Here is a 21,442-nt window from a genome sequence, read left to right as displayed (position 1 = left end):
TTCGGGAAGCTAGATCGTTTTAGTTTACCGACGTCGCCTGCTGTCGATCAATCGACAGGCTGGTTGACGAGTAGAAACCACCCTGCTTCGGATCAGCCAGCGAGTAGCCACCACCCTGCTTCTGTGGCGGCGAATCCGTGCGACAACCAGGATTTGCCGGACGGTGTTTCTGGTTTCGATCAATAACTGTTCGAATCTAGTTTCACCTTGCCGCGAAAGATCCAGTAGATGATTACGGTGTAACTAATCACACACGGCATTCCGATCAGGGCGATGACCAGCATCGTCTTTAAAGTGCCGGCACTACTTCTTGCGTTTTCTAGTGTGACGTTGTACGCGGGGTCGATCGTGGACCGCATGAAATTAGGAAAAACCGCGACGCTGAACAGGGAAGCCAATGCCAGGATCACCATCGAAGATGTAAAAAACGCGTAAGCTGGTTTGCCCAAGTGCATCGCCCTTGGAATGTTCATAATCGCAAGCACGTTCAGCGCGGGGACAATCCAGAGGATTGGATAGGCTGCGATATTCTCGGTGGCGTGCGGAACATGTGCCCAGGTTGCAATCGTTACGATGATATAGAGCGTTGCAAACGCATAAAGAAGTGGAGTGATCGCTCGGCGTACGCGAGCTTGCAGTTCGTCTTCGGTTTTCAAGTAGAGGTAGATGGCTCCGTGCAACGCAAAGAGTGAGACCGTTAGGCAGCCGACCAGCAATGGATACCAATAGATTTGACTTAGCAGATTCCCTTCGTAGAGATACTTCGGCCCCAGTTCCATGCCAGCCATGGTGTTGCCCCCGGCGACGCCCAGCAGGAATGCAGCGGTGAAAGAGGAGAGGAAGAAACCGACATCCCAAAATTTTCGCCAGGGTTTGGAATGCACCTTGGAGCGGAATTCCAAACTGACGGCGCGACCGATCAAACAGGTCAACAGAAGATAAAACGCCGTGTAAAAACTGCTGAAAACCGTCGCATAGGCGACCGGGAAAGCCGCAAAAAGTGCACCTCCAAATGTAACCAACCATACTTCGTTTCCGTCCCACAACGGACCGATCGAATTCATCACCAGGCGGCGTTCGCGGTCGTCTTTGGCGAGGAAGGGATGAAGGATGCCGACGCCCAGATCGAAACCGTCTAGGATCGTGTAACCACAAAGCAGCACGCCCAGGAGCACAAACCAAATAAAGGTAAGTAGGTCGTAACTCATACGTTTTCGTCCTCCATCATATCGCCGCCATGTGAGCCGCTGCTTTGTCTGAATTTATCGGCCATCGTTTGGGCATGTCGCTTGCGTTTGTACTCGGTCAATTCTTCACTGCTCTCCGGGCCATGTTGGATCTTATTGTTCAGCACAAACACCCAGACGGCGAATAACAGCGAGTAGATGATCCCGAACAAGATGATGCTGCTAAGGACTTGTTCGGCGGTCACCGATTCGCTTAATCCGTCGGCGGTTCGCAATCCCATCATCTGGACTCCGTCTTGAACCGAGGGATAAACGATCCAGGGTTGCCTGCCGACTTCTGCGGTAATCCATCCAGCTTGATTGGCCGTCATCGCAGCGACTGGCATGCATACGATGGCCCAGAGAAGCCAACGTTGTTTGCCGAAAGTGTTTCGGTACCAAGAAAGGCAAGCGAATCCGGAAACGCCAATCATCAGCGTTCCCAAACCAACCATTAGGTGAAAAGTTTGGAAAGGAAGCCAAATCGGAGGACGTTCGTCATCGGGGATTTTGTCCATCCCGGGGACTGGTTTCATCGGATCGTTGTAGACCATCAAGCTAAGCAGGTAGGGCAGTTTGACTCCGAAGTGAACTTTTTCGTTTTTCGTGTCCGGCCATCCGAACAGATACAGTCCGGTTGGATCTTCGGTGGTCTTGAAGTGTGCCTCCATCGCGGCAAGTTTAGCCGGTTGGGTATCCACAAGCTGCTGAGCGGAGTGGTGCCCCGTCATTGCCGCGGCGATCGTGAATAGCAGGGCCGTTGGCAGGGCAATCGAGAGACATCGCCGAGCAACCTCTTCATGCCGATTCTTGAGTAGATAATACGAGCAAACCGACGCCACGAAAAAGGCACCAAGAACCAAGGCTCCGATCAGCGTGTGGGTTAGTCGATCGACTGAGGAAGGGTTGAACACCATCGCCCAGAAATCGGTCACCTCCGCTCGCGGCATCATTTCGCCTTGCACGTCGTGCCAGACAATGTGGTAGCCGGCGGGGGTCTGCTGCCAACTGTTAGCGACCACAATCCAGACCGCGCTAAACATCGACCCCAGAAAAACCATCAGCGTACTAAATAGATGCATCCCGGGCCCAACGCGATCCCAGCCGAAGACCAGCACCGCCAGAAAGCCGCTTTCTAAAAAGAAGGCAAAAATCCCCTCGGCCGCTAATGCTGAACCAAATACATCGCCAACAAATCGCGAGTAGACCGCCCAGTTCGTGCCGAATTCGAACTCCATCACGATGCCGGTGGATACGCCCATCGCAAAGTTGACCGCAAACACTCGAGTCCAAAATCGAGCTGCGGCCTCCCAGGCCGGATTGCGAGTCCTAAAGAACGCGAGTTCGCAAAGGAATAGTTGCAGTCCTAGTCCAATTGAGAGTGGCGGAAACAGGTAGTGGAACATAATCGTTCCCGCAAACTGTATCCGACTGAGTATTTCAACGTCCATCAAATTTGGCCCTCTCCTGAAGCAGGATTACATGCGTGCCCAATTGTTGCATGTCCTCTTGATCGAGAGCAACTGGGTGAGACAATCTGCCAAGGCGCCTCTGCCCCGCAGATTATTAAGAGACTGCTCAATCGGACGAGCATTCGATCAAGCTTTAGCGAACCTGCTGTGCCCTATTTCCCAAGGGGCACATAGGCATACCCATCCGCTTGGTGATTGACCACGGTTGTCAATGCGGAGACTGCTGTTTTAACAAACACCGCGACATCTTTTGGGTCGGCGCCCTTGGAAATCAACGACTGTCCGCAGACGTACAGTTCCACGTTCGATTCATGTAGTTCATGCAGTAACGCGAGATTAGGATTTTCAGTTGTGTTGAATTCCTCGGAATAAGCGTCGGGGTTCAATACCGCCAACGTCGCATCCCCATGGAAAACGACTGCAATCTTCACGTCGGCGGGATCCGCGCCTGCTCCGGCGTAGATGTTGACATACTTGGCAACTTTCTCCAAACCAGCATTCAGTTGTTTGGGATTGCTTCCGCGGGTTAGGTCGACCAAGATTTTGGTGCCCGTTTTCGGTTGCTGTGCTGCGCCGGGAAGATGAACGACGGGGCCGTGCCCTTGGATGACAGGGTGCGCGGTCTGGTGCGGTTTGGTTGGCTGGTCCTTGGGGACCGGGTGATTCTTCATCGCTTCGGCGAATCCATTTTTGACAAACTCAGAGACCACTTTGGCGTGAGCCTGAATCAGTTTGGCGACATACGGATCGTCTGAGGTTTCGGTGACGCGAACACCTTTTTCGGTGTCCTCGTGAACCATTCGGATCTTTTTGGTGTTTTTGAATATTTCCGCGAACAGCGGATCACGCATCCGAATCGGATTCGCGTTTTCAATGCGATGTGTCATCCACTCGACATGTTCCTGGATTTTTGCAGCGATTTCGGGGACGTCCGATTCCGTCAGTGTTTCCACTCCGTTGGGAAGTTGTTTGACGTTTCGTTTGATCTTGTCGTGATTCTGCAAAAGGAACTGAAACAGTTCGCGATCTTTGGCATGCCGATCGTCATGCCCATGCCCATGCGCTTGCCCTTGATGCTGCGCATTTTGTTGGGCTCCCCTGCCCCCTTGGCCTCTACCTTGGCCTTGTCCGCCACCAGGACCACGACCACCGTGGAAGCCCGGCCCATTCCCTTGCTGCGCACTGAGCGTCATTGGGAGCGAGATTACTAGCATCAGGACAAACGCTGGAAAACGTGAACGATTCATCGTATTGCCTTTTAAGAAGATATGTCAGGACGGATCGAAACGTTCGACCATAATTTGTAACCACCCGAAAGATTCGATGCGTGGTATCCATATTGATTTAGCAGTTTGGCGGCTAAGTAACCGCGCTGGCCAACCTTGCAGTAGGTCGTAATGGGACGGTTTGTTGATAGTTCATCCAGTCGACCTCGAAGGGATTCCAGCGGGATGCTAATCGAACCGGGGATATGACCGGCCGCAAACTCAGGGGGTGTCCGTACATCGATTAATTGGTCGCCCGCATTGTGCCGCGATTGCAGGTCCGCGATATGGACAATCGGTTGGTCACCACGAAGGACGTCGGATGCCACAAAACCGGCCATATTAACCGGGTCTTTTGCATGCCCATATTGAGGTGCATAGCACAGTTCGGCTTCTTCTAAATCGTAGACCGTCATGCCTGCCTGAATGGCCATCGCAATGACGTCGATTCGTTTATCAACTCCCGTGGTACCGACCGCTTGGGCACCCAAGATCATGCCGGATTCGGGGGCAAAGATTAACTTCAGAGTCATCCCCGCTGCGCCTGGATAGTATCCAGCATGGTCCGACGGATGGATGTAGATTTTTTCGTACGAGGTACCACTTCGTTGCAATTGTTTTTCGCTCAGACCGGTCATCGCCGCGGTCATGTCAAAAATCCCAACGATAGCGCTACCCTGCGTTCCACGGTATGTCGAGGATCGACCTGACATATGGTCTGCGGCGATGCGGCCTTGCCGGTTGGCAGGTCCAGCAAGTGGGATTTGGGTTGGATTGTTGGAAATGAAACAACGAACCTGTGCGACGTCACCAACCGCGTAAATGTTGGAGTCATTCGTTTGCATGTGTTCGTTGGTGATAATCCCGCCGCGAGGCCCGCACTCGATTCCAGCTTCGCTTGCCAGAGCGCTTTCAGGTCGAACTCCAATGCAGACAACCGCAAAGTCCGCTTCAATCGATTTCCCTGAGTGAAGTTGCACCGTTAAGCCCGATTCATCTTCGCTGAAGCTGGTGGCCGATTCCTCTAGACGCACATCGACGCCCTGTTTACGCAGATGGGCGTCGACTGGCAGGATCATTTCTTGATCCCAGGGAGGTAAGATCTGGTCGCATAATTCCACGACGGTAACGTGAAGACCCCGACGCTGTAGGTTTTCGGCTATTTCAATTCCGACAAATCCCGCACCGACGACAACCGCCCGCGTCGCGCTGGAAGTGGCAAGATCATGCAAACGATCCGCATCGTGAAGATCACGAAGCGCAAGGAGACGTGAACCATCGATGCCTGGAATCGGCGGCCGAAACGGGGAGGCTCCGGTCGCGATGACCAGTTTGTCATAGGATTCGGAGTAGCTTTCCCCGCTGTCTAGGTTTTGAACGGTTACCGACTGATTTTCTCGGTCGATGGACGTTACGTTACTGCGGATACGCACATCCAGTCGATGTCGTTCGCGAAGCATTTCAATCGGCGCGACCAATAGTTTTGCTCGAGCTTCGATTTTCCCGCCGACGTAATAGGGTAAACCACAATTAGCAAACGACGGATGGAGGCCTCGTTCGAAAACGATGATTTCCGCTTTTTCGTTTAGGCGTCTTGCCCTTGCTGCTGCCGATGCGCCGCCGGCAACGCCGCCGATGATTACAATTTTCATCTCTGTTTCCCTTTGTGAGTAAATCCATTTGAATCATCAAAGCGAGGCGTCAGCGGCAGCATTTTGAAAACCAGTTGAAGCAAAAAAATAAATATTGATGGGACGAAACGTCAGAATGACCGGCTGAACTCAGCGAACAGCCAGACACTTAGTGTCTAGCTTTTCGCTGTTCGCGCTGCGCGGTTTAGGAAACCGTCACGTATTTCGCGATAAAGGCAGGCTCGCCCATCCGATCAAGTAGATCCAGTTGCAGTTCTAACCAGCTCATGTGCTCTTCTTCATCCAACGCGATTTGCTCAAATAGCTGCCGTGAACCGATGTCTCGATCTTCATTCGCTTGGAACGACGCCGATGTGTAGAACTCGATCGCTTCCTTTTCGTCGGCCAGATCAATTTCGAACATATGCTTGAGCGATGTTGCACGAACCGGTTGCTTTTCCAGTGCTACCTTGGGATCGGCATTTAGAAACAGGCAGCGAACCATGAACCGTTCGCTGTGCCCCAGTTCCTCTTGCATTTCCTCACGCATCTTGGAAGCGAGGATTTCAAGACCCCATTCGTCCAGCACGCAGGCATGTAGTTGATATTGGTGCGTAGCAGTCAGTTCCATCGACAGCGCACGCTGAAGGTTCTGGACTGTCGTTGTATGTGCCATCGTCGGTGTCTCTTTTCTTGAAAGGGGGAAATGATAAATCGAAGAGGTGAATTATAGTGATTGTTTTGTAGTGTCTGTGTGAGGTTTAATCACTGAGCGGCCAGAACGTGACGGAATCCGAGGTAACACGATTTCTGGAAATTCGCCTTCCAGTTCTTTGAAGAATGCAGTCAACTGCGCAACCTCTTCATCGTCCAATTCCATGTCCAACTGCGTGTCGGCCATTACTCGGCAGGCTTCTTCCAGCGAAGGAACGTTGCCGTTGTGCATGTAGGGAGCGGTCAGCGTAATGTTTCGGAGCGTCGGTGTCTTGAACTGCTGCGCGTCCTCTTCCTTTTCCGTCGCTTCGTAACGTCCCTTGTCGCGCGACAGATCGTATCGAATCAGGTATTGCGATTCCATGTTGCGAGGGAATTCAGCGAACTCGGCCGTACGGGTTTCGGGTGTCCAGCCGTTGAGTGCTGGTCCGGAATGGCACTCCGTACAGCCAAGAGAATCGAATAGCTCCATACCTTGGATTGCCATCGGGCTGATTGCTTTCGAATCGCCGGACAGGAATTTGTCGAAATTGGAGTTGGGCGTAATGAGAGTTCGTTCAAACGCAGCAATTGCGGATACGGTATTTTCGATGGTGACCGAATCCGATTCTCCAAACGCCTGTTGGAATTCCAAGACATAGGCCGGAATCTGTTTGATGCGAGTGAGCACTTGAGTATGGGCGCCCATTCCCATTTCTACGTCGGCGATCATCGGACCCTTGGCTTGTTCCTCCAGCGTGTCGGCTCGACCATCCCAGAATTGGGACGATTGAAATACGGAATTCCAAACCGTCGGTGCATTGCGGGGACCGGTCAATCCGTCGACACCCATGGACGTCGGCCGACCGTCGTCACCACCTTCCATTAAATTGTGGCACGTATTGCAAGAGACCGTACCGGTAGCGGAGAGTCTAGGATCGAAGAAAAGTTTCTTTCCTAGTTCAATCTTGTCGGGGCTGTCTCCTTGAATTGCCGCGTTCTTGGGAAGCGGTTCCCAGTCATCACCAAGCAGGTGCGTCGGTCCGATGATCAGGAAAGCGGCGAAACAGCCTTTTACGAATGGAATGCAGTTCATGATGGATCTTAGGTTTCGTTCTCAGGTGTTGGTTGGAGGGGGGGCATGTTGGTTAACAGAAAGTGGGTCTAGACGCGACCATGCAGCATTCCATGCCAGTACATTGCTGGAAGGCCGAATTTCTTCAATAGGAACATACTAAACCGTTCTTTGGCTTGGTCGAACGGGAATGTTTCTGCTGGCTGACCGCTGTAGTCGAATTCTGCCAAGACCAGACTGTCGTAACCTGTTACCACTGGGCATGACGTGTACCCGTCGTAGCTGGCGACTTGTGGTTCTTGGTTCATGTTTGACAATAGGTTACTGACCAGCACAGGAGCTTGTTTGCGGATTGCGGCGCCCGTTTTACTGGTGGGTAAACTGGAGGCGTCGCCAAGTGCGTAGACGTTTGCGAATCGGGTGTGCTGCAACGTGTGTTTGTCGACATCCACCCAACCACCTTCACCCGCCAGTTCACTACTTGAAACAAAGTCCGGGGCGCCCATCGGCGGAGTGACGTGAATCATGTCGTATTTGATCACGATTTCTTCGTCGGTATCCATGTGACGATAGATAGCTTCTTTGCTTGCTGAGCGGATTTCGACCAAGTTGTGACGAAACCGAGGTTCGACGCCTTTCCGTTGGGCGACTTTTTCTAGCACTTCGCGATATTTGTCAACCGCGAATAGACGTGGCCCAGCGAGGGTGAAGATGACTTCGATTTTGTCTCGAACTCCACTGCGTCGAAAGTGATCCTCTGCCAAATAGCAAATCTTTTGAGGAGCTCCTCCGCACTTCACTGCACCGGCAGGTTGAGTAAATAACGCAACCCCTTCCTTCAGGTTGCGAATGAATTCCCATGTGCTGGCGACGGTATTGATGGAGTAGTTGCTGCACACGCCTTCTTTGCCAACGGATTCCTTCAGACCTTTTACTTTGTCCCAGTTGATTTGGATGCCGGGTGCCACGATCAGATAGTCGTAGGTCACCTTCTCACCGCTGGCGGTTGTGACGGTGTTGCTGTTGGGGTCGAAGGTTTCCACGCGATCCTTCAGCCATTTAACGCCATACGGTACGACATCCGCTTCGTCCCGGCCCGATTCTTCCGGTTTAAACAGACCACCTCCTACCAAAGTCCAAAGCGGCTGGTAGTAATGTTTTTCGGATGGTTCGATGATGGCCACATCGAGTGATGGAGCGGCGTTCCGTAGGCGTGCCGCGACGGTAATACCAGCCGTCCCACCGCCGACAATAACAATTTGATGATGAGCCATTTTGATCACCCATTTTGAGAGGAAGATGGTTTCGATGAAGATGGGGATTGCTTGTCATCAAGCACCCCTCCAAAACATTTGGCGAACTGAAGGCCAAATGACAACGCTCGCTGTGTGTTTGGATCGCGAATCGCTCCTAGCAATCCAAACAATCCAACTCGTTTCGCCGGACCGTGCTCGCAGGTGTCACGCCTGCAACTGGAGAGGGCCGAACCGGCCATGCCGACTGTTTGCACGGAGTGCTCGTCAAGGATGTCGGATTTCAGCAAGAAACCGATGCGGTCGAGTTCCTCTTTACGGACTTGGCTGCCCAAGTACAAAGCTGCGTGTAAACCTTGTCGCACGCTCTGTTCCAGTTCAATGCCTTCCGCTTTTAGCTTGCCAGCCCATTCGTCAAACACGTCGACCGCGGTCGCGAAAAGATTCGGCAATTCGTCCAGCATCGCACTCCCCTCTTCCATTCGTGGCAGACGGGAAACTAAGCCTTCCATCGCACGCATGTTTTCCGGCTGGGTGATCTGACCAAGGATGCGTACCAAGGCGGTCGCCCGCTCCTCGATGTCGATGCCTTCCTCGGAAGCCTTGCGACTGATCGCGTCGAAGAAATCGACCGCAATCGCGACCAAGTTAGGAAGGTCTTTCGCGACCAACAGCATGCGATCGAACGACTCGGCATGATCGAGTAGGCGATGCAAGACTTCGACCGTCGCCGGATCGCTTAGACGATCAGCCAACGGCGGTCGTTGGGACGTGGTTTCCATGGGAAGGCTCGCTTGTCGTGAGGGGGATGCGGACGAAACGGAAAAAATGCCTAGCCGCTGCGAGCAGCGGGACGTGCAATCAAAGAGTGACGACTTTGGCAACCGTCACGGGGTGAGGGGACGTGAGCAAGAGAAATCTGTGATCCTTTGCTCACGCGATTCCCTCTTATTTCACGCTCTCAAGTCCTTCCGCTTTCCAAGCCATGTAGCCGCCCGTTAGGTTGACGACGTTCTTGAACCCGGCCGCTTGAAGGACGCTGGCGCCGATCGCCGATCTTGCCCCACTGCGGCAATGCACGACCAGTTTTTCGTCGCTGGGAATTTGATCAAGAACGGTAGGCAAGCGTCCCAGGAAACGGTGTTCGGCCTGTTCAATGTGACCTTCATTCCATTCGTCATTGCTCCGCACGTCGAGCAACTTGACATCGCCGGCTTTGATGGACGGAGCGAGATCGGCCGGAGTTCCCGTTGCGTATACCTCGGTTGCCAAACCCGATTTTCGGATTTCGTCTGTGTCAAAACCGCCTTTGATTTCTTCAACGCCGATCTTGTGCAGGACTCGGGCAGCTTCCTCTAACTGTTCGGGCTGGCAGATCAGGTAGGTTGGGCGATCGTAATCAACCAACCATCCGGCCCATCCAGCAAGCATGCCCAGGGGAATATTGATGGTGCCAGGGACGTGTCCCTTGGCGAATTCGGGCGAAGGCGTCAGATCGACGACCGTGCCAGATTTTATCGCCTCGGTGATTGCTCCAGCTTCTAGCATCTTGTGATGATGACCGGCTCCGAGGATCGCGGGGCCTTCTTTGTTGACTCGTTTCATGACCGCGAAGTACTTTGGGGCTTCGGGTTGATCGGCCAAAATGTAACGAACAAATGCATCTTCATCGCTGAACTGCAGCGCGGGGTTGAAGCGTTTTTCGTAACCGACGGTCGATGAAGGAATTGCGCCCAATCCCTTTCCGCAAGCGCTGCCGGCCCCATGAGCTGGCCAGACCTGCAGATAGTCTGGCAACGTTTTGAAACGTTCGGCGGATTTAAACAAATCGCGAGCTCCGGGTTCCGCCGTTCCCTGCAGCCCAGCAGCCTCCTCAAGCAAATCAGGGCGTCCGATCGATCCGACGAAGACGAAGTCGCCTGTGAAAATTCCCATCGGTTCGTTAGCCCCGCCCCCTTCATCGGTCAGGACAAAGGAGATGCTTTCGGGCGTATGACCAGGCGTATGCATCACGTCGAAGCGGATGTTTCCGATCATGAAGTGGTCACCGTCGTGCATTGGATGACTGTCGTAGTCGTCCAAGTAGAGGTACTTCCACTCGGCGGGGCCTTCATCGGAGACGTACAGTTTTGCGCCGACTCGGTCGGCAAGTTCTCGAGCTCCGGAAACGTAGTCCGCATGGATATGCGTTTCAGCGACTGCGACCAGTTGTAAACCTTCCCGTTCGGCCATCTGTAAGTATTGCTCGACGTCGCGGCCTGGATCGACCACAACCGCGACTTTGGCTCGCTGGCATCCGACCATGTACGAAGCGTGGGCGAGTTTCTGATCGTAAAAATATTTGAGCAACATGGTGTGTTTCCTTCTTGAAATTGAAATGAAATTTGGATTACAGAATGACGGATTTAGCGATAACGAACATCGCAACTAAAACGACAGCGATGGAAAATGTTCTCTGGAGAGTTGGACCTTTCAGTTTCTTGGCGACCACACCGCCAAGCCACATTCCGGCAAACCCACCAATCATGAATTGACCAGTAATTTCCCACGAAAGCGGATTGCCTGCGGCGACGTGAGAGGCGACGCCACTGATACTGACCAATACGATTACAAACAGAGATGTCCCTACGGCTTGGTGGATCGCCATTCCGCTGAACAGCACCAACGCGGGAACGATCACAAACCCGCCTCCAACGCCGAACATCCCCGATAACACGCCGGTCATCAGCCCAACGACTACCAGCAAGCGAGCACACTTGGACGTCAAACGCAGTTTTCCGTCGGCGTCTCGTTGGCATGCGCTTCGATCCTCCCCCGGAGCGTTTTCGGTTAAACAAAGACCGCTCGCTACTTCCGGGTTTTTTGTTTTTGACCACATGCGATAGGCGACCAGCAACATTAACATCGCGAACAGCGACAACAGGATTCGATCGGGGATTAACTTCGACAGGTAAGCCCCCGCGGGGGCTCCCACCATTCCGGCGACGGCGAATAGCAGACCGGTCCGCAGTTCCACTTCGCCACGAATCAATCGTGGGATCGCCCCGAAGAGTGCGGTCCCGCCAACCGATGCCAGCGAGATTCCGATCGCTTCACGCGGGGCAATCGCCAGTCCGTAGACCAGTAGAGGCACCGCGAAGACGCCGCCACCTCCACCGGTCAGTCCCAGTGCGAAGCCAACGATGCAGCCGAAGAGGATCGCTAGACCGAGCATGACCCGCCGTCCGAACACTTGTTCCAAGGCATTTTGGCGAGCATCATTCCCATGGCGCAGGTATCAGTGATTCCGGCAAACATCAGCCCTGCCCCGACGAATGCCGAGATTCCGACGAAGTAGGGGTGAACAAAGAAGCCAAGGACTGCGCCCAGCAACGCCAAGAATCCAGCCGCGATTCGAACTTGGCGTTCCAATGAAACCGATTTCTTGCCGCGTACGACAGGCAGACCGGCTTCGACCCAGGCGGACGTTCCGCCTTGGACGTTGACGACGTTTTCGAAACCTGCGTCCAAAAACTTCTGAACGGCTTTGCTGGAGCGGTTCCCACTTTTGCAAATCAGGTAAAGCGGTTGATCTGAACGACCATTTCGTGAACCCGCGATCGCTTTTGGATCAAGTGCGTCCAGCGGGAAATTTTTCGCCCCGTCGGCATGAACTTCGCGATATTCGGTGGGCATCCGCACGTCGATCAAATCGACATCGCCGCCTTTTTGCTTGCCGGCCAGTTGTTTCACATCAATCTCTTGCATTGGATCACTCCGTTATGGTTGAGGTAAGCGTCGTAAAGTCGATAACTCGTTATGTCGCAACGCGACGATGCGTTTGTTTAAATAAAAATTGAAAGGACCGCAGGGCGTCTGCTCTTGTTACGGACCGGGAAGCAGGAATCGCCCTTGAATGCAGGCCATCAATTGTTCCAGGTGGGGTTCCGCCACTTCGTAGTAAACCTTGCGTCCTTCCTTCTCGCTGACCAAAAAGCCGCACCGTTGCAGCAGTCGTAGGTGTTCCGAGCCAACATTGTCCGGAATGCCGCAGTCCGCCGCCAATTCGCCAACCGTGTACCGCCCGTGCAGCAGCAGTTGAACGACCCGCAAACGAACCGGGTGAGCAAGCACTTTCAGGCACTCAGCGGCTTCCGCAAAGTCCCCGACAGTGCCCGCAGGCTTGTCCGGTTTTTTGGTGGTCTTGGGTTTGGTGGCCATCGCAAGGTACTCCATAAGGTTGTTGTTTTAAATATATCGGAATATCGCGAGGTGTCAATGAGTCCTTTTGGGGTAGGTTTAGCTAAATTTTGCAAAAGTCGCCCTTCCCTGTGGTCGTAGCCCTGGAGGAAGGCTGTGCGGATTTGGGGCTGCCCTTCGCTGGATTGGCGGGTCGAGCTCTTTGACATCTACTTTCTTAACGGAACGGCGCGAACCGTCCGGCATTGGTATTGAAAACACAATGAATTTGCCGGTCGGCTTGCGACGATCCGCTAGGAATACCGCCCGCAGATGGCAAAGTAGATGGCATTGGGGGCGAGCCCGCGTAAGTGCTGAGCAGTAACGAGCGAAACACTGGTAATCTTGCGGACTGCCACCAAGGCAAGTGCCTACCTTTGCTGTCCGTATTTTCATGAATTTGCTGTGACCGGCTGGAATCACATCCGACTTCCTTCAGGCTGTGTGCTCGTTCATTGCGATGCTTCCCGCTGGTGGGGTGCAGGTGGCATGCGGCCTAATTGCCGTTTCCGATGCAGATAATTTCACGACTTGTGCGTTGGTACAGATTCCCATTGGCAGCGGTGAAGGGACTTAATGACCATGTCTTTCCGGGTAGGCCAAGGTCGTTCACGGCGATTATCGAATGCTCGTCGAAGTGCTGCGCGGTTGCGTCGATGACGTAGACGGTGCCCAGCACGGTTGAAAAGTAGATCCGGTTATTGACGACAATTGGCGTGGCTGCAGAGATATGTCCGAACCCATGGCTTAGGCGACGCTTATCTCCTTCGACGGTAAATCCAGATCCTGTATCGTCGCCTGCCTCAAATTCGTTCCACAAAAGTTTCTTTGTGCCGTTTTCTACAACAACTTGAATCGGTACCTGCAGGTAGTTGATTTCAGCGGTTTCCAAATCGATTCGGCCTAAGATTCCTGCGATCCCGCCCATGAAGAAGTGGTACCTGCCCACACCGATATTTGTGCGATGAGTCAAGAGGTGCCGCGAGGGAAGTTTCGCTGCAGATGCTGGTTGTTGGTAGCGACGCTTAGCCTGGTCAAACGCGATGATCGTTCCGGCTCCTTTGACGTTAATTTTCTTAATCGTTTTGCCGGTGGCCAGGTCGAGTACAAAGAAATCCTTTCGGTCAAAGCAATAGGCATGTTTTGAGTCAATGAAGTGCGTCCCTTCAAAGGATAGCCCTGGCCGTTCCCAGATGCACTCATGTCCCTCGCCCAGCCGAGACAGACCAATGCCGTATGGCTTTTCGGGAGGACTATGGCTGCCACCTTTGGCATGCAATAACACTTTGTCTCCATTCAGCGATCCAATAGCCCCTTTGCTGTGGACGCTGATCCCTTCCGGCATGAGTCCAGTCGCTTCGCCGGTTAATGAGTCGAAATAGCGGACGTACATCCATGGCCAGCCGACCTTGCTGTTCTTGTCGTAGTCGGTGGCGGTTTGAGTTCGGCGTTGCGGATCCTCTGGGTCTCGCATCATCGCGTAATAAAGGTTGCCACCATGCAAGAATGGCTGAAACTGTTTGGCCGAGTGTTTGGTGCGGACTTGAAATTCCTTCGCCCAGACTCGCCGCCCATCCATGGTATGACAGGCAATAAAACCACCTGCGTTGACGAACCAGACATGCTTGCCATCGGTCACGGGGGTTGGCGTCGTCGAATCGGTAAAAGTACCGTTCACTTGGTTCGGCCGCTGCCCCGGCAGATCGCAGCTCCAAAGAATCTTGCCGCTATCCGCCGCAAGGCAATAGCCACGGGTCTCTGAAACCCATGTTCCTTTTGAGCTGATGTCCTCTGTGGTCAGTTTTCTGAAACAGGTCAGAAATAATTTGTCCCCCGAGATCGCAATTCCACTCTGCCCGGTTTCGGGCAATGGAGCTCTCCAGCGAATATTTTGCTCGGACGAAACGCTCCAGGCTGTTGGATAGTCCGTTGACGTAGTCAGGTGGTAGTCGCCGCCAGGCCCACGATGTTCGGGCCAGTCCTCCTGGGCTCGAACGGTTGATTTCAGATGAGGCACCGCCACCGCTGCGATGAGAACTGCGAGGGCCACTGGTGTTTGAGGAATCACAATTCCGCGTTCCGTGATAAAGGAGATCCGAACTGGTTGTAGAAAAGTTGTGCTCCACCCGCGTCCGCTGTGGGCCGTTATTCTACCACGGCTAACTTATGAATTGTCCTGTTTCGCATTTCGAATGCTGCCTGCAATCGCTCGTATGTATTGGAATGGTGACGAACCGGGTACCGAAAGTAGTGGAGCGATCACTTGTTTAGAGTTCGCCGTTTAGTCATTCAGTTCCAGCGTGTGTGTGATGTCTGTCGCTTCCGCCAAATGCTAGTGTTACATTGACGCTCGCTTTGTATGGGGGGAGGCAGAAATCGATGGAGGCAGGGGACTCGCAATGGCCAACCAGGCCAAGATTTCTTCGCGAAGGTTGAGGGGCAGGCGGCGCGCGATTGCGGAGTCTGTTTATGCAGAGCTCCACTCTGAAATTTTTGACGGGGAGGTTCGGTCGGGTTCCGGCGATCCGATTGGTTTTGATGAGCGCGCCGACGCGATTCGGCAAACAGAGATCGACCTTGAAGTCTTGGCTGCATGTGTCGCATTGTCCAGTCCGACCAATTGGCATGCTCATTTTCGCTGGTTGTCGAAACTGGCAGGTGCGAAAACTTCGGGTACCGTTCCAAGTCTTTTAAAGCGATTTAGCAGTCTGCCAAAATTCAAAATATCGCGTTTCATCGTGGACGCTGGCTTGTCGTCGCTGAAGAAGAGTGCGTGGTGGAAGCGAGTAACGCGGTCTCTTGCTTTGAATTGCCTCATTCAAGCGGTTATGCTTGACGCGTGTGCCCGGTGATTCTGTCGCGTAGAATTCGGGCAGACACGTTTGAGGATCGATCATGGCCATCATTGGCGATGTATTCATGTCCTGCCTCTATCAAGGCGGGATTTCTTTATCGCATCAAGTAAAGACCAGGAAAGACAACGAGTGATCATGCAACAAGTAGGCAGAGAAATGTCCGTAGTCAGGCGATGGCTATTTGCCACAACGGTTTTAATGCTGTTTGTGGCGAGCGGCAGTTTGACTTTCGCCGACGATTTTGTCGTTGAGAAAAATGTGATGGTGCCGATGCGCGATGGGGTCCGTTTGGCGACCGACATCTATCGCCCGGCCAAAGATGGTGTGGCGAGCGAAGAAGCGTTGCCGGTCATTTTGTCACGTTTGCCTTACAACAAAGACGGACAGGCAAAATCAGCCAAATATTACGCCACGCACGGCTATGTGTTCGTCGCCCAAGACACTCGCGGTCGATATAAATCCGAAGGCGTTTGGCACATGCTTAGCGATGACGGTCCCGACGGAGTGGATTGTGCCGCTTGGATTGGCAAACAGCCATGGTCCGATGGCAAGATTGGGATGATCGGCACGTCGTATTATGGGGGCACTCAGCATTCGATGGCCTTGGCGGGGGCACCTGAACTGGCGACCGTGATTCCTGTGGATGCAATGTCGAACATGGGCAGCCAGAGTCTTCGCAATGCAGGGGCTTTTGAGCTGCGATTTTGGAACTGGATTTTCATTAATGCGGGACGAGGCAGTCGCGCATCGAAGGATGCGGGAACGGCCGAGGTGCTTTCGGAAATGTCCGATCAGCGATTTTCGTATTTGGACCACCTGCCGACGCGGCGAGGAATGACGCCTCTTCGGCTGTCACCAGAGTATGAAGATTGGCTGGTTTCCGCGATGGAACATGGTCCCGATGATGAGTTTTGGTCGGCAGTCAATGTCGTCGAAGACGCGGAGAACTATAAAGACATTCCCGTCTACTTAGTCTCCGGTTGGTACGACTCTTGGGGTGGGAACAACACCGCAAACTTCATGGCGTTGAATCGTTCGCTCAAGGGGCCGGTCTATATGATCATGGGACCATGGATCCATGGGCAGCAAGCCGCTTACTCTCATGGTCAAGTTACTTTCGGCAAAGAAGCTGCGATCGCGGACCAATTGGCTTGGCGAAAAGAATGGTACGACCATTGGCTAAAAGGGACGGACAATTCCGTTGGCAAAGCGGATCCGTTCAAGACGCCTGTGCGCATCTTTGTGATGGGAACCGGGGATGGAGGCAAAGATGGTAAAGGGCGGTTGCAACATGGCGGATATTGGCGAAACGAAAACGAGTGGCCGCTGGCGAGAACCGAGTACACCGATTTCTATCTGGGAGCCGATGGTCAGCTGTCGAAAGAGAAGCCGAAAGCAGAGGAATCGATCACTCAGTACCAATTTGATCCCTCGGACCCTGTCCCAACCATCGGGGGCAATATCTCCTCGGGGGATAATATCCTGCTTCAGGGTGGCTGGAATCAGAAAGGTGGTCCGCATATTTGGAATTTCCTAAAGCCAATACCGCTTTCGGCACGTAGCGACGTATTGGTGTTTCAGTCCGAACCGTTAGAAGAGGATCTGGAAGTAACCGGTGAAATCGAGGTGCGATTGTTCGCGTCAAGTTCCGCAGTGGACACCGACTTCACCGCGAAGCTGATTGACGTCTATCCACCGTCCGCAGACTGGCCGGGTGGATTTGATCTGAATATCGGAGACGGAATCGTTCGTGGCCGATTCCGTGAATCGCTTAAAGAAGAGGTTCTGATGACTCCGGGTGAAACGTATGAATTCACGATCAAACTCTATCCGACCTCGAACGTGTTTAAGAAAGGTCATCGAATTCGAGTCGACATTTCCAGTTCCAACTTCCCACGGTTTGATGTCAATCCAAACACAGGGGAACCACTAAACCGTCAGCGAATGTTCAAAGTCGCGGACCAGACCATTTATCATGATGCGACTCGGCCCAGCCGAATCGTGTTGCCGGTTATTCCTAAACCGTAAAGAATCGCGTCGAAACGTTGTCCACCGGTGAAGCGATTCCTAGTTGGAGCCTTTCGCTCGGGACGTAAAACTTATAGGTGACGATTTCAACCCTGCCCATCCGAGTCTGCGTGAAGTGCTTCTAGCTCAGCGGGCGGCAGATACTTTCCGTTGGCGTAAGCCAACGGAAACCCGTCCCTCAGGAAACTCTCTTTCGCGTATTTCGTGTCTTTCGCGGTTGTCAAAATCAGCAGGCGCGGCTCCTAGCCAGAACCAAAACTGGGAAATTTATCAACCGCGAAAAACGCAAAATACGCGAAAGAAGGATGCGTTTCTAAAAAGATTGCATTCCATTGAGAGAGACTTTCTTTCGCGTATTTCGTGTATTTCGCGGTTGTCAAAATAAGCAGACGCGGCTCCCAGCCAGAACGAAAACTGGGAAATAATTCAACCGCGAAAAACGCAAAATACGCGAAAGAAGGATGCGCTTCTAAAAAGACTGCATTCCTTTCAGGAAACTCTCTTTCGCGTATTTCGTGTATTTCGCGGTTGTCAAAATCAGCAGGCGCGGCTCCCAGCCAGAACCAAAACTGGGAAATAATTCAACCGCGAAAAACGCAAAATACGCGAAAGAAGGATGCGATTCAAAAAATGATTGCATTCGTTTGGGTCGAGCGAAAGGCTGCAATCTTTCTCCGCTTTCGATCAAATCAAGAAGCCGTTACGCTGCCGGTAAGTATCTGCCGCGCTCCGGGCTACGTGTTCCCTCGGCCCCAGGGAGACTCGTCAACGACTGCTAACCCTTCACTTGTTGTTTTCAAGGAAAGCCATCAGATCTCGCATTTCGCGGTCGGTCATGGTCAGTGGCAGGCCCGTGGGCATGAACGATGTCGTTAGGTCTTCGATCGATTCGACGTCGTCACGATTGAAAGTATGGTTTCTTCCCTGAGCGTCACGAATCTGTTCGAAGGTGTAAGAACGCAGGCGGATACCGACATGCACGGTGCCATCTTTGAGAAGGATCACGCGTGGCATGAACTGCGGTGCGATGTCTCGATTGGGTTGTAGGATCGCGCCCAGTAGCCAATCCGCCTCGTTGCGGCCGCCGACGTGGCTGAGGTTGGGGCCACCGACATTGCCTCTACCGTTTGCACGATGGCAGTTGGCACACTGCGCGATTTTAGGGTGGTGAAAAATCCGCTCCCCCGCAGCAATGTCGACGGGCGTTTCGATCGCTGCTAACCGTTTTGACCACGCTTTGGTATCCTCCAGCGGATGCCGGCCTTCGGTCAACGATGTCGGATCGAGAACGGCTGTGGCAAGGGGCGCCGATTCAGGAAAGCTGTCGCCAACGGATTGTAACGTCAATTTTTCGGATGCGGTCAAGTCGACCCCACGGAGCGCTCGCAGGGCCTCTTCGCGAAGGCTATTTTCTTTGTTCTGCGCTAATGCCAGTAGCAGCGGTAGGTGGGATTCCGCGATGGCGGCAAGGCCTAATACGGCTTCGGATCGAAGCGCCGTCGCTGCGGAATCATCCGCAGCAATTTCGGCAAGCTGGCTACTAAATGCTGCAGGATTGACACCGTAGATTCGTACAACCTCCAGTGAAACGTCGGGGGCCTTCAATGTCATTAGTTGTTGCAGTCGATCGACGGTCAGTCCCTTGGGAAGACTTGCGTTTGGCGAAGTCTTGTCCTTGGCGGGAGTCGTCGAACGGACTGGCAGTAGACGCAGGGCGTAGGCTTGGATCTCTGGTGAACTTGACTCGTCGTTGATCTTTGCGAGTAGCAATTCAGGATTGCGAAGCCCGATCTCTGGGGTTCCGCTCAATGCGGTTTGGGCAGCGATCGCGGCCTCGAAGACTTCGTAGCTAAGATTGCTTTCAGTTAATAGCGATTCGACTGCGGGGAGGAAATCCCGTAAATCCTCGTCGGCAAGCCAGCGGAGCGTTTCGAATTGGACGCCTGGGTTGTCGTCCCGCAATAACGCGTCAATCCATGGCTTGGGATTCACTTTTGCTAGACGGAGTGCTTGAACCGCCTGCACCCTGTCGGTCGCCGGCCATTTGGCGAATTCGGCAGGTTCCCAGTTTTCGGCAAGCGGACGCAATGAAGAGAGCGCTGCACTGGCAACGAACGGATCATCGCTGCGGCTTAACTCGAACCGCTCGGATTGTTTGTGGTCGGTCTTACCTGTCCGCAAGTTCGCAGCCAACGTCGCTGCGGCGGTCGGCGGCGGTATATCAAGTGGTCCGATCCATCCGGCTTTCGCTACATCGATCTCCATTTTCCAAAGCCGACCAAAACCGTGTACCGGGTACCGCCCATCGACCCAGTCGGTGAGGTAGAAAACCAACACGCCGTCATCTTTCCTGTGCCGATCTTGAGCGATGCACGTTGGGCGAAAGTAACGAGATCCGTGTACGAGAGTCACCTGCTTAGCGGTGAAGCTAGCCCCTTGTTGCTGAAGAGGGAAAAAGTCGATGCGGTGATCGCCCCAGGAAGGCATCAACAATCCCCGTCCCAGTGGCACAACGCCACAGGGGGCTTCCCCGGAAGGATGGATCATCGGCAAAGTGCCTCGCATTTCGCCGTTCCAGCAGACAAACGGATGCGGCGTCGCCCCGCCGTATTTTCGGCGGTAACCATAATCGCCGTCCTGAACGATATGCAGGACTTTGCAGGGTGGGTGCTCGCCGGGATCGTTCTCCGCTACAAAAATTTCGCCGTCGCTGCGGACCGTTACGCCAAAGGGATTCCACAGTCCTTCAGCGATTTTATGAAGTCCTCCTCCGTCGGCGGAGACGCGAAAAACGCCGCCACGGTCGATCCCTTGGATCGCCGAACCGTCCCGTGCGGTCATGGTCCACGGTTTGGCAAAATTCTCACCCAGGCCAAAAACCAAGTCGCCATTAGGATCCCAAGCAAGCCCCGATAATGCGTTGTGTGGATAGACCGCCTCGGAGTCCAGTTCCACCAGGGTCTGTTCGGTGTCACCAACACCGTCGCCGTCGGTGTCTTTCACCCGCAAAATACGATCGCGTTCGGACAGATAGACCCAACCGTCGTTTCCAAGTTCCAGGTCCATGGTCTGTTCGGTTTTATTGTAAAAAACATGTCGTTCGCCATCTGGATCGAAGACAAGGATTTCATCAAACTTAGGTCCCTGGTAGTCCTCTGGCGGCATGTGGGTGTGGCATGCAACCGCCCAGACCCGACCCTTTTGATCGACATCGACTCCGGTTGGTGTCGCGATGTCCGGATGCTCTGCAACCATCGTCATGCGAACGCCCGGTTGTAAGATTTGGATTTCTGGGAGGCGTTCCTCTGCTGCCTCCAGTGTGTCCGGTCGATTCGTAAGTGATGTGGCAAGGCAGGCTGCAATGCACGCAAGGTAGCGGGAGCATCGTGTTGCGAGAGCTTTCGGCTGCATGGTTCGATATCGATTGCGTTTTGAAGTCATCGGTCGGTGAGGAAGCGGGGGATTGGCTATCGGTGCCGTCTCGGGAAATGTTCCGAAACATCTGCCAAGAAGATCGTTTGGGACAGCTTAATGGACAGAAGCGTCGCGGAGGGAGTGATCAAGTGGGCCGTCAGTTGCCATGCGTTTTCAAGGGAATGCAGGTGAGGGAGAGCCATCGTGAATATTTGACGGGGCATATTTTCGTTGATAAGGTGGTGTGCCTCGGCCGGCTGTGTTTACTGCTTTGTGTTTACTACCTAATTGCCTGCTGGCCGCCCCCCCTGC

Annotated in this window: 16 protein-coding genes; 1 reads left to right on the top strand and 15 read right to left on the bottom strand. The window is 53.5% G+C overall.

Annotation, left to right across the window (positions count from 1 at the left end; all coding sequences use genetic code 11):
• Positions 1 to 179 precede the first annotated feature (179 nt).
• The 14 genes from cydB to FF011L_RS15580 form a co-directional block, all read right to left on the bottom strand.
• Positions 180 to 1,208: a cytochrome d ubiquinol oxidase subunit II gene (gene cydB / locus FF011L_RS15645; protein WP_145352577.1), complete on the bottom strand. Its 1,029-nt coding sequence runs from the start codon at positions 1,206 to 1,208 to the stop codon at positions 180 to 182.
• Positions 1,205 to 2,680, bottom strand: a complete 1,476-nt coding sequence (locus FF011L_RS15640) for a cytochrome ubiquinol oxidase subunit I (RefSeq protein ID WP_145352576.1) — start codon at positions 2,678 to 2,680, stop codon at positions 1,205 to 1,207. The genes cydB and FF011L_RS15640 overlap by 4 nt, the downstream gene beginning before the upstream one ends.
• A 170-nt stretch (positions 2,681 to 2,850) precedes the next feature.
• Positions 2,851 to 3,945, bottom strand: coding sequence for a DsrE family protein (locus FF011L_RS15635; protein ID WP_145352575.1), 1,095 nt, complete (start codon positions 3,943 to 3,945; stop codon positions 2,851 to 2,853).
• Positions 3,946 to 3,956: 11 nt separating this feature from the next.
• Positions 3,957 to 5,615 carry an FAD-dependent oxidoreductase gene (locus tag FF011L_RS15630; protein ID WP_145352574.1) on the bottom strand — a complete coding sequence of 553 codons (1,659 nt, stop codon included), beginning with the start codon at positions 5,613 to 5,615 and terminating at the stop codon, positions 3,957 to 3,959.
• 184 nt (positions 5,616 to 5,799) lie between these two features.
• Positions 5,800 to 6,270, bottom strand: a complete 471-nt coding sequence (locus tag FF011L_RS15625) for a bacterioferritin (protein WP_145352573.1) — start codon at positions 6,268 to 6,270, stop codon at positions 5,800 to 5,802.
• A 51-nt stretch (positions 6,271 to 6,321) separates the two neighbouring features.
• Positions 6,322 to 7,383, bottom strand: coding sequence for a cytochrome-c peroxidase (locus tag FF011L_RS15620; RefSeq protein WP_145352572.1), 1,062 nt, complete (start codon positions 7,381 to 7,383; stop codon positions 6,322 to 6,324).
• Between the two features lie 68 nt (positions 7,384 to 7,451).
• Positions 7,452 to 8,636: an NAD(P)/FAD-dependent oxidoreductase gene (locus FF011L_RS15615; RefSeq protein ID WP_145352571.1), complete on the bottom strand. Its 1,185-nt coding sequence runs from the start codon at positions 8,634 to 8,636 to the stop codon at positions 7,452 to 7,454.
• A gap of 5 nt (positions 8,637 to 8,641) precedes the next feature.
• Complete coding sequence (locus FF011L_RS15610) at positions 8,642 to 9,397, bottom strand: DUF1641 domain-containing protein (RefSeq protein ID WP_145352570.1); 756 nt, start codon at positions 9,395 to 9,397, stop codon at positions 8,642 to 8,644.
• 166 nt (positions 9,398 to 9,563) lie between these two features.
• Complete coding sequence (locus FF011L_RS15605) at positions 9,564 to 10,967, bottom strand: MBL fold metallo-hydrolase (RefSeq protein WP_145352569.1); 1,404 nt, start codon at positions 10,965 to 10,967, stop codon at positions 9,564 to 9,566.
• A 37-nt stretch (positions 10,968 to 11,004) separates the two neighbouring features.
• Positions 11,005 to 11,829: a sulfite exporter TauE/SafE family protein gene (locus tag FF011L_RS15600; RefSeq protein ID WP_145352568.1), complete on the bottom strand. Its 825-nt coding sequence runs from the start codon at positions 11,827 to 11,829 to the stop codon at positions 11,005 to 11,007.
• The gene (locus FF011L_RS15595; RefSeq protein WP_145352567.1) at positions 11,817 to 12,362 is read right to left on the bottom strand and encodes a rhodanese-like domain-containing protein; all 546 of its coding nucleotides are present in this window, start codon (positions 12,360 to 12,362) and stop codon (positions 11,817 to 11,819) included. The genes FF011L_RS15600 and FF011L_RS15595 overlap by 13 nt, the downstream gene beginning before the upstream one ends.
• A gap of 117 nt (positions 12,363 to 12,479) precedes the next feature.
• The gene (locus tag FF011L_RS15590) at positions 12,480 to 12,815 is read right to left on the bottom strand and encodes an ArsR/SmtB family transcription factor (RefSeq protein ID WP_145352566.1); all 336 of its coding nucleotides are present in this window, start codon (positions 12,813 to 12,815) and stop codon (positions 12,480 to 12,482) included.
• Between the two features lie 514 nt (positions 12,816 to 13,329).
• Positions 13,330 to 14,901 carry an outer membrane protein assembly factor BamB family protein gene (locus tag FF011L_RS15585; RefSeq protein WP_246109437.1) on the bottom strand — a complete coding sequence of 524 codons (1,572 nt, stop codon included), beginning with the start codon at positions 14,899 to 14,901 and terminating at the stop codon, positions 13,330 to 13,332.
• A 622-nt stretch (positions 14,902 to 15,523) separates the two neighbouring features.
• Positions 15,524 to 15,754, bottom strand: a complete 231-nt coding sequence (locus FF011L_RS15580; protein WP_145352565.1) for a hypothetical protein — start codon at positions 15,752 to 15,754, stop codon at positions 15,524 to 15,526.
• 90 nt (positions 15,755 to 15,844) lie between these two features.
• Here FF011L_RS15580 and FF011L_RS15575 point away from each other — a divergent pair, with 90 nt between their 5' ends.
• Positions 15,845 to 17,716, top strand: a complete 1,872-nt coding sequence (locus tag FF011L_RS15575; RefSeq protein WP_145352564.1) for a CocE/NonD family hydrolase — start codon at positions 15,845 to 15,847, stop codon at positions 17,714 to 17,716.
• 783 nt (positions 17,717 to 18,499) lie between these two features.
• Here FF011L_RS15575 and FF011L_RS15570 read toward each other — a convergent pair.
• Positions 18,500 to 21,127, bottom strand: coding sequence for a PVC-type heme-binding CxxCH protein (locus FF011L_RS15570; RefSeq protein ID WP_449314209.1), 2,628 nt, complete (start codon positions 21,125 to 21,127; stop codon positions 18,500 to 18,502).
• Between the last annotated feature and the right edge of the window lie 315 nt (positions 21,128 to 21,442).

The organism is Roseimaritima multifibrata (assembly GCF_007741495.1).
In the GTDB taxonomy this organism is placed as follows: domain Bacteria; phylum Planctomycetota; class Planctomycetia; order Pirellulales; family Pirellulaceae; genus Roseimaritima; species Roseimaritima multifibrata.
The sequence above is the reverse complement of the archived record's forward strand: the minus strand, read 5'-3'. Positions and strand labels throughout refer to the sequence as shown.